Genomic DNA, 13,085 nt, shown 5'->3' with positions numbered 1-13,085 from the left:
TACTAAACGTTCCACTGATTGAACAACAAAGTCACCATAGCAGATATTGCGAAAGAGCTGAATTTAACCGGCGCCACTGTTTCCCGGGCACTTAACAACCGCAAAGGCACCAGCGAAGAAACACGTAAAATGGTACAGGAAGCGGCAGAGCGTATGAACTACCGCCGGGACAGGATTGCCTGGTCGCTCCGGTCGGGCCGTACCAATATTATTGGTGTGATCATTCCCAGTGCGGAGATCAACTTTTTCGGTTCTGTAGTTCATGGTATAGAAAGCATGGCTAACCAGCATGGTTATAATGTATTGATCTACCAGTCAAATGAGCAGCCGGAGTATGAAAAGAAGGGGATAGAAACTTTCCTTAGCACCCGGGTAGATGGCATACTGGCTTCGATAGCGAAAGAGACAATGGAGTTCAGTCACTACCTGGAGATCAGGGAAAGGGGGGTGCCGCTTGTATTTTTTGACCGTGCCAATGACAGTCTGAACATCCCTTCTGTGGTGGTGGATGACTATAAGGGCGCGTATTATGCCACGGAACACCTGATAAGGCAGGGATATAAAAGGATAGCCCATATTGCAGGGCAACAGCATCTTAAGATATTCAAGGACCGGCTGGAGGGCTATAAGGCGGCGCTGGCCGCTTATGGTATACCGGTGGAAGATGAGCTGGTGTATTTCGGTAACGTATCCATTGATGCCGGGCGCCAGGCTATCCAGCATCTCCTGCAGTTGCCCAGTCCGCCGGACGCGGTCTTTGCGGTGGAGGACTTTACGGCCCTGGGGGCAGTAAAGGAGCTGAAGGACCAGAAGGTAGAGATCCCGGCAGAATTTGGGGTGATAGGCTTTGCTAATGAATCGTTTGATGAACATATAACTCCAAGTCTTTCCAGTATAGATCAGCAAACTGTACAGATGGGGAAGGAGGCTTTCCGCCTGTTGATGGAGCTGATAGCTGATGGAGAGAGCACAGGGGTGCAGACCAGGTCTAAAATTGTGCTGGAGCCTGTACCCCGGTACCGGCAGTCCTCACAACGCTCAGGAAAAATATCGTAAAAGAGGGACCGTACACTGCCATAATTTCAGTGTATGGAATTGCCGGGATTGCCGGTTTTAGCCGGTTTTTACAGGCTTTATGTGGCGCACTTTAGCTACCGCAGTTCATACACTATCCATACTTTATAGTAGCCTTTAAGTGGGGGTATCCATATAGTATCGTAGCATTTGACCAATATCCTGACAATTTTTCCGAAAGATGGGACAGTTTACAGCCAGCTGGAAATTTCGAACGGATGAATTACACCAGCATCTGAAATTTGCAAAATTGAAAGTAAACGATTACATTTAATGTCTATTCCACATTCTTTTTAACACAAAAAACTAGTTATCAACGAATTAAGTGAAAAAGCCGCTTTAGGCAGGAAATAGAAAGAACACGTTTTTGAGGAGAAGTATTGTAATCGTTTACGTAAATGAAAAAGAAATGAATAATTCCACGAAAAAATATCGTTGCCAACTATTCCTTTCTCACAGACATTATCCACAAAAATGAAACATATAACACGTAACACATTTAAAATTCAAAACAGTGGAGCAAGCAAAACTGAACGCTTTTTGTCAGCAGCACTTTGACCAGGAGCCTGTAATTGTAAAGGCTGCGGGGCGTATTAACCTGATCGGGGAACATACGGATTATAACAACGGCTTTGTATTGCCGGCTGCTATTGACAAGGGTATTTATATGGCGATAGTAAAGCGCAATGACAACAAAATAGTATTGCATGCGCTGGATGTGAATGACCAGTACCAGGGTACGCTGGAGCAGCTGAAGCCTACGGCGCAGCAATGGCCTGATTACCTGCTGGGGGTTGTTCAGCAGCTGCAGATGGGGGGATATACGCTGGGTGGTTTTGAGTGTGCTTTCTGTGGTAATGTGCCTTTGGGCGCCGGTCTTTCATCGTCAGCGGCTCTTGAATGTGCTACTGCTTTTGCGCTCAATGAGCTGTTCAGCCTTGAAATAGACCGTATAGATATGGTAAAGCTGGCGCAGGCGGCAGAAAACCAGTTTGTGGGCGTGCGTTGTGGTATCATGGACCAGTTTGCAAGTATGTTTGGCAGAAAGCAACAGCTGATAAAGCTGGATTGCGGCTCGCTGGATTATGAATACATTCCGTTCAACTTTGATGATGTAAGCCTTGTGCTGCTGGATACCCAGGTAAAACACTCCCTGGCGTCTTCAGAATATAATACCCGCCGTGCGGAGTGTGAGGCCGGTGTGGCGCTGATCCAGCAACATCATTCCCATGTAAAGAGCCTGCGTGATGCAACGGTAGAGATGCTGGATGAATATGTAAAGAAACATAACGCCACTACCTATAACCGTTGCCTGTACGTAGTAGAGGAAATACAGCGTTTACAGGACGCCTGTGAGGACCTGCAGCGTAATGACCTGGATGCTTTTGGTAAAAAGCTGTTCATTACCCATGAAGGGTTGGATAAGCTGTATAATGTAAGCTGTCCTGAGCTGAACTGGCTGGCAGAATTTGCCGGCAAACAGAGTGGTATCCTGGGTGCACGTATGATGGGGGGCGGCTTTGGTGGCTGTACTATCAACATCGTGAAAAAATCTGCCGTATCTGCCGTACTGGAGAAAGCAGCAGCCGGTTATGAGCAGCAGTTCAAAACGCCGTTAAAGGCTTATGTAACCAGTATAGAAGACGGTTGTCATACCATCGTGAATGATCTAGTGAATAATTAAGTATTGAATAAGTAATAAAGTGTTTGCATGAGCAATACTGCCGGAGCATTGAATGAAAGCAGTTTTTTCAGAAGCTGATGCAGACACTTTATTTTAAACGTTTCTCAGAGAATGTCAGAACATACCTTTGATCTAACAGCACATCCTCATACCCGCCTGAATATCCTTACAGGTGAATGGGTATTGGTGTCTCCTCATCGTTCCAAACGTCCCTGGCAGGGAAAAGTAGAGGCGCCTGGATTGGCGCAGCGTCCCGCCTATGTAGAAGATTGTTATCTGTGTCCCGGCAATCACCGTGCTGATGGAACACAGAATGCTGCCTATGACGGGCCTATTGCCTTTACCAACGATTTTTCCGCATTGCTGAATGACACGCCATCAGGCGGCGCCAATGAAGACGGGCTGCTGGTAGCACGCTCTCAGAAAGGTATTTGCCGGGTAATCTGTTTCAGTCCCCGTCATGACCTTACATTGCCTGAAATGGAAATGCCTGATATCCGTAAGGTAGTAGACCTGTGGCAGAATGAGCTGAAGTCTCTGGCAGCGGTGCCTTACATTAAGTATATACAGATCTTCGAAAATAAAGGGGAGATCATGGGCTGCAGCAATCCGCACCCGCATGGTCAGATATGGGCTTCTGAAGATGTGCCGATGGAAATTGAGAAGGAGACCCGTCAGCAGCGTAATTATTTTCAGCAGCATGGACGCAGCCTGTTGTCTGCCTACCTGGAAAAAGAACTGAAAGAGGAAGTAAGGATCATTGCGCAGAATGAACATTTTGTGGCAGTAGTGCCTTTCTGGGCAGTATGGCCTTATGAAGCAATGATCATCAGCCGCAGGCATGTACAGCATATCATGCAGTTCACAGACGTGGAAAAAGATGGTCTGGCAGATATCCTGAAAAGGCTCACTACCCGTTATGACAATCTTTTCCAGACATCTTTCCCTTATTCTGCAGGTATGCACCAGATGCCTTTCAACGATGGGGAAGACCATTCTGAATGGCATTGGCATATGCACTTCTATCCGCCGTTGCTGCGCTCTGCTACCGTAAAGAAATTTATGGTGGGATATGAGATGCTGGCACATCCTCAGCGTGATATTACACCTGAATATGCAGCCGCCCGTTTAAGGGAGTTGCCAGAAGTGCATTACAAAACCGCGGAGGTGTTTGCTTAATGCTAACTCATCTCATTTAACTTATATTTTTTTTGGATTCAAATGTGCAGGGGCTGCTGTTGAGCGGCCTCTTTCTTTTTTTATAGTATCATTCTTATACCACCAAAATAATTCCTTCCAGGTGCGGGATTATAGTACCTCGATCCCACGGCGTTCAGATCATTCCCCAGGCTGTAGAACTGGTCCAGCAGGTTATCTGCGCCGGCATAGAGTGTAAAGCGGTTATTAATATCCCAGCCGGCTTTGCATTGCAGCAAATGATATTGTCTGGCAAAGGCGGTATTGGCATCATTTAAGGGCAGCCTGTCTGTAAAGGTATACTGGCTGTAAAGGGAAATATGTGCCGGGAATTGCAGCAGCAGCCCACCGGTAGCAATATGTCTGGGCACGCCTGTCAGCGCGTTCCCCGAATAATCTTTACCGGCGCTGGTATAATCGCTGAATTCAAAATGGCTGTAGGTATAGCTGCCCTGCAGCTTTATCCCCCTGATGAAAGCGGTTTTGCGGGGTTGCAGCAGCCAGGCTGATGCCTGTAATTCTATGCCGGTCTGTTTTGTGCCTCCGGCATTGCTGAAGAATTCATTGCCATTATCGCGCAGGTTGCGCACAATGGCATTCTGCAGCTTATAATAGAATAGAGTGGCATCTGCCTGGTAACGGTTATTCCGGGTGTTCATACGAAGGCCTGTCTCATAGTTCCAGCCGGTTTCAGCCTGCAGGCTGGTATTTATGATGTTATCTGACGGACGGACCTCCGCAATGGAGGGAGGGGAGTAGCCTCTGCTCACGGTAGCGCGGGCGGCCAGTTCGGGGGTGATGAGATAGGAAAGGGAAAAGCGGGGCATGAGCTCTGCATCAAACTGTTTTCTGCCATTACCGCCGGCAGCAGCATCATTGAACCGGAAGCGGTAATAGTTGAGGCTTAAAGCTGCTTCTGCCACCCATTGTTTACCCGGGCGCAGGGTAATACTGGTAAAGTAGAAATATTGCCTGGCGGTAATATCACTAGCTGCCTGTAAGGTATCTCTCTTACCGGCGTTGTTGCCATAATTATCAATATCGGTACCGGTTTGCTGCCATTCCAGGCCGGTGGTCCAGTCTAAACGGATATTGGTGTTGGCAACGGGTTGGTCCTGCAGGGTAATATACGTACGTACGCCGGCGGTATTCTCATCTCTTGCTTCGAAGTTGGTAATGAAGGGATTCTCAAAATGGGTGTTACTACCGTATACGGCTATTACATGCTGCCAATGTTCTGCAAAGCGGGAGGTGTGTACAAGTCCGCCGAAGGCGGTCTTATTCCTTACGCCTGCCTTTTGTGTAACGGCTCCGGGTAATGCCGGCGTTGCCGGTCTTGCCGCTTTGGGATCTGCCATGGCCTGGGCCTCGGTAAGTCCGCCGGGAGTACGGTAATCCAGGTCACTGTAAAAGCCAACCAGTTTGAGCTGGTTATGTGTATTATATTGCCATTGCTGTACGGTCTGTATATAATATCGTTCAAGGGCGCTGTTGGTACGGTAGCCATCAGCGCGTTGATATGCCTGGTAAATGTTTGACCTGTAATTGCCCCATTGCTGCTGCCAGCCGGCCTGTTCATGGAACAGGCCATAGCTGCCTCCCTGTATATCTGCTTTGATATGATTGCTGTCTGCCAGTGTGCCTGCAGGATGAAGCCGCACCACGCCTCCTGAGTTGGCGCCAAACTGGCTGCCATCGGGCCCTTTCAGTACTTCTATTGCCTGGAAGCCACCGGGATCGGTGAGGTTCAGGTATGTATTACCTCCTGCATCGGTAAGGGGCAGCTCATCCATATATATCTTCACATTGCGTATGCCAAAAGGAGAGCGTAACAGGCTGCCTCTCAGTGAGAGACGGTAACTGCCGGGCGACCGTTCCTCCATGCGTACGCCAGGAACTGTATTCAGTGCAGGTAATAAAGTGGCGCCCTGTTGCAGCTGCAGCTGTTGGGATGTCAGTACAGCACTGCTGGAAGGCACCTGCAGTAAGGAGTATTGTTTGCCGGGATAAGCCCGTACTACTACTTCCTGCAGCTGGGTGGTATCTGCGGTGGATTGTGCGAAAGATGCCAGTGGTAAGAGGCAACAGGTCAATAAAGGTTTTATCATTATCAGATATCTTCTGTATGATTCAAAGCTAATTGTAATTTCCTTCCAGACAGGAAAAATGTTTTTTTAAAAAAATGCAATCATGAATTTGGAAATATAAATGGTTGCTGTATATTTGTCTACAGAATCAGTAGACTATTAGAAATTACCACCACCGGAGAGAAATGCTGAATACTCTCCATGCTCTGCCTCACCAATAGAGTAGTTTTTTCAGCACGTAAAAATCAAAAACTGTTTATAAGATGCACATGCATAAACAACGTGGTGGTTTTCATAATGTGACCATTTGTGTTAACAAAGTTCTTGCTTGCTTAAGCTGTAAATAAAAATGCCGGTCTGGTTGGCGGGGAAAGTGTATTGCAGATTTATTGGTGGTAAATTATATGTAATATACTCCCGCTTCCCCTGGCATTATCTCACAGAAAATATTCCTTACATTATTTCATTATAAAAGTCATTTATCATAACAGGTATTGTTATGCTCTGAAAAGTAGTGAATACTTCCTTTAGCAAATAGGTGATCCCAAGCCGGATATCAATCTGGAATGGTGTACGTTACCCCAAAAACAGTTTTACCTTTTCATGGTATTAAGGCCCGCAGTATCAATGCGGGTCTTATCTTTTTACAGGAGATCATAAAGATTTTTTAAAATCTCTTATGGAAAAATATTTCACCTGCATCTCTATTGTAAATGTTTATCCCATGAATACAACGAACAACCAGAGAACAGATTTTCTCGACATTCTTTTTGAGGGACGTAACAAAGACTATGGTGCATATGATCTCCGGAGAACAGCAGACAGGCGGGTGCGCAATGCCATTGTAGGCACGGCTTCCATTGCTTTGGTGATCATTGGCGGATATGTAGTGAATAATAAGCTGATGGCTGCGGAAACGCCTAAACGAATTGTAGAAGTTTTTGATACACCTGAAATGAAGCAGCTCACTGAAGAGCCGGAAAAGCCTGTAACACCGCCACCTCCGCCTCCTTCCGCTCCTCCACCGCCGGCCGCTTCATCCGTTAGAGTTACCCCTCCGCAGATTGTAGAAGATGATAAGGTCCGTCCTGAAGATGAAGTGCTGCCGGTAGACAGTATGTTCAATAAGAGGATAGATGTGGTAAATGCTGTTGGTGATCCGAACGGTGCAGATAACAATCCGTTTGTGGGTACTCCCGGTGGTAGCGGGCCGGTTGTAGAACCTCCGAAGACAGAGGTGCACAGTGATCCTTTAACCTGGGTGGAGGTCATGCCTAAATTTCCCGGTGGAGAAGAGGCCTTAGGGAAATATCTCAGCAGGAATATACACTATCCGCAGATGGCTATAGAAAATGGTATTGAAGGAAAAGTATTTGTGCAGTTTGTAATAGACAACGAAGGAAAGATCAGTCATGTGGAGACTGTAGGCGCTCCTAAAGGCGGAGGACTGGAGCAGGAAGCTATTCGTGTGGTAAAGTCCATGCCTAAATGGATACCCGGCCGTCAGAATGGCCAGTCTGTAAGTGTCAGATTTAATTTGCCAATTGGCTTTCAGATAAACTAAAAGAGGAAACAATACTGACCATTTTTTACTCATTCATTTTACTTGTTTAACACAACTATCTCTCAACAAACGGGGGGACATGCAAAAGGCCACGGACCTGTTCCGTGGCCTTATTTATTAACATTTATATAAAAACCCATTGTAGTTTTTTAGCATGTAGTGAGTTAAATTTGACATTCTCTAAAAAAAACGGAATTCAGCTAAACTATTTCTAGTTTGTGAGGATTTTATACTAATTTTATCTCCCGGTTAGCTAGGGATCATTAAAAATTACGAAAATTAGTTATGGAAGCACCGGTTAATAACACCTTGCAATTGTTCAAGAGTCTGGTCGGCACCAAGTTCCAGTTATACAATAGTCTTTTTACTGCATTGCCTTTCCATAAGGTAGAGAAAACCGGCGTCTTCCTTTCACTGTTCCTTATTCATTGTGAAGAAGGATATGGGAAGGAGAAAAGTCCCCAGGAAGTGCTCAGTTCTTATTTCAGGCAGTATACCACCTGCAGCAATGAACAACAGGAAATAGACCTGATGTTCCGTTTTATACAATATGCTGAAAGGCAGGTGGTATTGTTCGATGCATTGGAAGATGCCGCTTTCCGCAGCATCCATGATATGCATGGAGCCGGCTCTCTCAGTCACCTGTTGTCTGAGATCACGGCAGAGCAGGCGGAAGAGCAGCTGGCAAAGAAGCTGCAGGACTTCTCTGTAAGGCTGGTACTGACAGCTCACCCCACACAGTTTTATCCCGGCAGTGTACTGACTATCATTAATGATCTGTCCCGTGCGCTGATCAATGAAAATACTTCCCAGGTAAATTCTTACCTCCAGCAACTGGGCAAAACTCCTTTCTTCAAGAAGGAAAAGCCAACACCATATGATGAAGGCGTGAGCCTGATATGGTTCCTGGAAAATACTTTCTACCCGGCCGGAGGCCGTATCGTATCCAAGCTGAAGTCGCAGTTCCCGGGCGTTGTCAATGGCAACAATCCGGTGATCAGGATGGGCTTCTGGCCTGGCGGCGACCGTGACGGGAATCCCTTTGTTAATGCAGAAACTACCCTGCGTGTGGCTGACGCCCTGCGCACCGCTATTATAAAATGTTATTACCTGGATGTGCGCCGTCTGAAACGCAGGCTCACTTTCAAAGGAATTGAGCATGAGCTGCAGGCGCTGGAACAGCAGCTGTACAGCAACCTGTTCATTCCTGGCCAGAAAACAAATCTTACCCGCCAGGAAATACTGGACACGCTGGCAGGCATCCGCATGATACTGATAGAAGAGAATAATGGTCTCTTCCTTACCCTGCTGGACGACCTGGTAAGCCGGGTAGAACTTTTCGGGCTTTTCTTTGCTACCCTGGACATTCGCCAGGACAGCTCAGTTCACGGTCCGCTGCTGGCTGCCATTGCCGCTGCTTCTGACGTACTGCCGGCCAATTACAAAGATCTGTCTGACAATGAAAAGATCAGCGCATTGCTGAAAGTAGACAGGCCTGCCGATGCATCCCTGCTGAAGGACCCGTTGCATAAGGATACACTGGCTACTATTGCCGCAATAGAAACTATCCAGCAGAACAATGGTGAATTTGGCTGTCATCGTTATATTATCAGCCATAGTACCAGCGCCCTGGATATTATGGAGGTATATGGCCTGTTCCTGCTGAGTGGCTGGAAGAAAGAGGCATTGAGCGTTGATATTGTGCCGCTGTTTGAGACAATAGACGATCTCCGTGCCGCCGGCGATGTAATGCGCGCATTGTATGACAATACCGCTTACCGGGAGCACCTGGAGCGCCGCTCTAATAAACAGACCATCATGCTGGGCTTCTCTGACGGTACCAAGGATGGTGGTTACCTGATGGCCAACTGGAGCATTTATAAGGCCAAAGAAGAACTGACCCGTATTTCCCGTGAATATGAAATTGATGTGGTATTCTTTGACGGCCGCGGGGGCCCTCCTGCAAGAGGTGGTGGTAAGACCCACCAGTTCTATGCTTCCATGGGAAAAAATATTGCCAATAAGGAAATACAGCTTACCATTCAGGGGCAGACCATCAGTTCCAATTTCGGTACTGTAGATTCTGCACAGTTCAATATGGAACAGCTGGTACATGCCGGTATTGCCAATGAGCTTTTCTCTTCCAGGGAAAAGACATTGACGGAGGAAGAAGAAAGCCTGCTACAGGCGCTGGCAGATGAAGGATATGCAGCTTTTAATAAGCTGAAGCACCATCCTGACTTCCTGGATTACCTGGACCATGCCAGTCCGCTGCGTTATTATGCAGAAACAAATATAGGCAGCCGTCCGTCCAAAAGGAATGCAGCCGCCAAGTTAAACCTGAATGACCTGAGGGCAGTGCCTTATGTAGGCGCCTGGAGCCAGATAAAACAGAATGTGCCTGGCTATTATGGCGTAGGCGCTGCACTGGAGCAGCTTGAAAAAGCCGGTAAATGGGATGCCCTGGTAAAACTGCATAAGAATTCCCTTTTCTTCCGCACGCTGCTGGACAACTGCCAGATGGCCATGAAGAAAAGCTATTTCCCGCTCACGGCCGCCTATGGTAAAGATCCAAGGTTTGGTGAAGTATGGAATATGATCTATAATGAATATCTCCGTACCCGTGAATATATTCTCAAGCTGGCAGGAGAACCTGAGCTGATGGCTTCCAGTCCTATAGACCAGTTATCTATCCAGATGCGTGAGCGTATAGTGCTGCCGCTGCTGACGGTACAGCAGTATGCATTGTCCCGTATCCGTGAGCTGAATGAGTCAGGAAATGGGAATGGATTGAAAGAAACATATGAGAAACTGGTAGTACGCTGTTCTTTCGGTATTATCAATGCCGGAAGGAACTCTGCATAAAAGACCTGGTTTAAAACTACTTAAAAAGCTTTTGCCTCCCTGGGGCAAAAGCTTTTTTTTTGATAGAGAGAGCAGTTAAAAATTCGTAAATTAACAGCTCAGGAAGGCACTAAAATATCTTAACCCATTTCAGATCAATTTATAATCAACCAACATGCATTTAACAGCAAGGGAAACAGAAAAACTGTTGTTATACCTGGCGGGGGAACTTGCGGAGAAAAGGAAGGCCAGAGGAGTGAAACTGAATTACCCGGAAGCTATAGCGCTTATAAGCAGCCGTTTACAGGAAGCGGCAAGGGATGGACTGACAGTGGCAAAACTGATGCAGTATGGCGCTACTATCCTTACAAGGGAAGATGTCATGGAAGGCGTACCTGAAATGATAGACGAGATCCAGATCGAAGCTACTTTCCCGGACGGCTCCAAACTGGTAACGGTACATCATCCAATAAGATAAATCTTATTGGGAGTAGTCTGGCCTGCTGGCCAGACTGAGACATTATTCTTAAACCTGTAATTCAATTTTCATGATACCAGGAGAATACTTTATTGCCCCCGGTACTATCAATGCCAACGCCAGCCGCGATACCGCTACTGTAAAAGTGGTCAATACGGGCGACAGGCCTGTGCAGATAGGCTCTCATTGCCATTTCTTTGAGGTGAACCGCATGCTGCTGTTTAACCGGGAGGCTGCCTTTGGCATGCGGCTTAACATCATGGCAGGTACGGCGGTGCGTTTTGAGCCAGGAGAAGAAAAGACTGTGGAGCTGGTGGCATTGGGCGGCGCCCGGAAAGCCTTTGGTATGAACAACCTGGTAAATGGCAGTACTACAGACACCGGCGCCCGTGAAAAAGCTATGGAAAAGATCAATACGCTGAACTTTAAACATCAACCCGAATGAGCCTGCATATTAACCGTGACCGCTATGCGGCAATGTATGGTCCCACAACAGGAGATAAGATCAGGTTGGGAGATACAGACATCATCATTGAAATAGAAAAAGACTACACTGTATATGGAGACGAAGCCAGATTTGGCGGAGGTAAGACCATCCGCGACGGTATGGCACAGTCGTCTACCGCCGTTAGAGATAATGGTGTGCTGGATATGGTGATCACCAGTGTGATGATCATAGATCACTGGGGGATAGTGAAAGCAGATATTGGTATTAAAGACGGAAGGATAGTGCGTATAGGCAAGGCCGGTAACCCGGATACGATGGATGGAGTAGATCCTGACATGATCATCGGCGCATCGACCGAAGTACATGGCGGCGCGGGCCTGATAGCTACTGCCGGAGGTATTGATACGCATATTCACTTTATCAGTCCCCAGCAGATCACCCATGCCCTGCATAGTGGTATTACCACGATGATAGGTGGTGGCACCGGTCCGGCAGATGGTACCAATGCCACTACTGTTACTCCCGGCAAATGGTTCATCCGTAAAATGCTGCAGGCTGCGGATGCTTTTCCTATGAACCTGGGTTTTCTTGGTAAGGGGAACTGTGCAACAGAAGCGCCTTTGTGGGAACAGATAGAGGCAGGCGCTTTGGGATTGAAGATACATGAAGACTGGGGCTCTTCTCCCGCGGTAATAGATGCCTCTCTGAAAGCGGCAGATAAATACGATGTCCAGGTAGCTATTCATACAGACACACTCAATGAATCCGGTTTCCTGGAAGACACCATTAATGCTATCAAGGGCAGGGTGATCCATACTTACCATACTGAAGGCGCCGGCGGAGGGCATGCTCCTGATATAATCAGGGCCGCCATGTATCCCAACATACTGCCATCTTCTACCAATCCTACGCGGCCTTATACGGTCAATACAATAGATGAGCACCTGGACATGCTGATGGTATGTCATCACCTGGATAAGAGTGTGCCGGAAGATGTGGCCTTTGCAGATTCCCGTATTCGTCCGGAAACCATTGCTGCAGAAGATATACTACATGATATGGGCGTATTCAGCATGATGAGCTCAGACTCCCAGGCTATGGGAAGGGTAGGAGAGGTGATCATCCGCACCTGGCAAACAGCCCATAAAATGAAACAGCAACGCGGCGCTTTGCCGGAAGACGGTAACAATGATAACTTCCGGGCTAAGCGTTATGTGGCGAAATATACCATCAATCCGGCTATTACACATGGTATAGCTGCGCATGTGGGATCTCTGGAGCCTGGTAAACTGGCTGATATTGTGTTGTGGAAACCTGCGCTGTTCGGCGCCAAGCCGGAGATGATCATTAAAGGAGGCATGATCATCAGCAGCCGGATGGGAGACCCTAATGCGTCTATTCCTACTCCGCAGCCTGTTATGTACAGGGAAATGTTTGGCGCCTTTGGCGGCGCATTGCATAAGACCTGTGTCACTTTTGTTTCGCAGGCGGCGGCGGGAAAGAACATAGCCCAGGAATATGGTTTGCAGAAGATAGTATTACCGGTAAAGAACTGCCGGAACATTGGTAAGAAAGACCTGATCCATAATAACAGCACACCGGAGATCACAGTCAACCCGGAAACATATGAAGTCTCTGTAGATGGAAAAGTGATCACCTGCGAGCCGGCAGAAGTATTGCCGCTGGCGCAGAGGTATTTCCTGTTTTAA

The 13,085-nt window shown here is 47.3% G+C and carries 9 protein-coding genes; 8 read left to right on the top strand and 1 reads right to left on the bottom strand.

Annotation, left to right across the window (positions count from 1 at the left end):
- Positions 1-18 precede the first annotated feature (18 nt).
- The 3 genes from GO493_RS22820 (at position 19) to GO493_RS22810 (ending at position 3,937) form a co-directional block, all read left to right on the top strand.
- A complete protein-coding gene (locus tag GO493_RS22820; protein WP_157308539.1) occupies positions 19-1,056 on the top strand; it encodes a LacI family DNA-binding transcriptional regulator in 1,038 nt (345 codons plus the stop codon).
- A gap of 532 nt (positions 1,057-1,588) precedes the next feature.
- On the top strand, positions 1,589-2,758 hold the full coding sequence (galK, locus tag GO493_RS22815; protein ID WP_317165459.1) for a galactokinase: 1,170 nt from the start codon (positions 1,589-1,591) through the stop codon (positions 2,756-2,758).
- Between the two features lie 111 nt (positions 2,759-2,869).
- Positions 2,870-3,937, top strand: a complete 1,068-nt coding sequence (locus tag GO493_RS22810; protein ID WP_157308538.1) for a UDP-glucose--hexose-1-phosphate uridylyltransferase — start codon at positions 2,870-2,872, stop codon at positions 3,935-3,937.
- Between the two features lie 80 nt (positions 3,938-4,017).
- Here GO493_RS22810 and GO493_RS22805 read toward each other — a convergent pair whose 3' ends face one another.
- Positions 4,018-6,063: a TonB-dependent receptor gene (locus GO493_RS22805; RefSeq protein WP_157308537.1), complete on the bottom strand. Its 2,046-nt coding sequence runs from the start codon at positions 6,061-6,063 to the stop codon at positions 4,018-4,020.
- A 703-nt stretch (positions 6,064-6,766) separates the two neighbouring features.
- On the opposite strand from GO493_RS22805, the gene GO493_RS22800 reads away from it, so the two are divergent.
- From GO493_RS22800 to ureC, 5 genes are all read left to right on the top strand, one after another.
- Positions 6,767-7,606, top strand: coding sequence for an energy transducer TonB (locus GO493_RS22800; protein WP_198315802.1), 840 nt, complete (start codon positions 6,767-6,769; stop codon positions 7,604-7,606).
- A gap of 285 nt (positions 7,607-7,891) precedes the next feature.
- Positions 7,892-10,471, top strand: a complete 2,580-nt coding sequence (locus GO493_RS22795) for a phosphoenolpyruvate carboxylase (protein WP_157308535.1) — start codon at positions 7,892-7,894, stop codon at positions 10,469-10,471.
- 154 nt (positions 10,472-10,625) lie between these two features.
- The gene (gene ureA, locus GO493_RS22790) at positions 10,626-10,928 is read left to right on the top strand and encodes an urease subunit gamma (RefSeq protein WP_157308534.1); all 303 of its coding nucleotides are present in this window, start codon (positions 10,626-10,628) and stop codon (positions 10,926-10,928) included.
- A 70-nt stretch (positions 10,929-10,998) separates the two neighbouring features.
- Positions 10,999-11,373, top strand: coding sequence for an urease subunit beta (ureB, locus tag GO493_RS22785; RefSeq protein ID WP_157308533.1), 375 nt, complete (start codon positions 10,999-11,001; stop codon positions 11,371-11,373).
- Complete coding sequence (gene ureC, locus GO493_RS22780; RefSeq protein ID WP_157308532.1) at positions 11,370-13,085, top strand: urease subunit alpha; 1,716 nt, start codon at positions 11,370-11,372, stop codon at positions 13,083-13,085. Before ureB ends, ureC begins: the two co-directional genes overlap by 4 nt.

Source organism: Chitinophaga tropicalis, from assembly GCF_009758205.1.
GTDB lineage: Bacteria > Bacteroidota > Bacteroidia > Chitinophagales > Chitinophagaceae > Chitinophaga > Chitinophaga tropicalis.
Note: the sequence above shows the minus strand (reverse complement) of the source record. Positions and strands in the feature narration are given on the sequence as shown.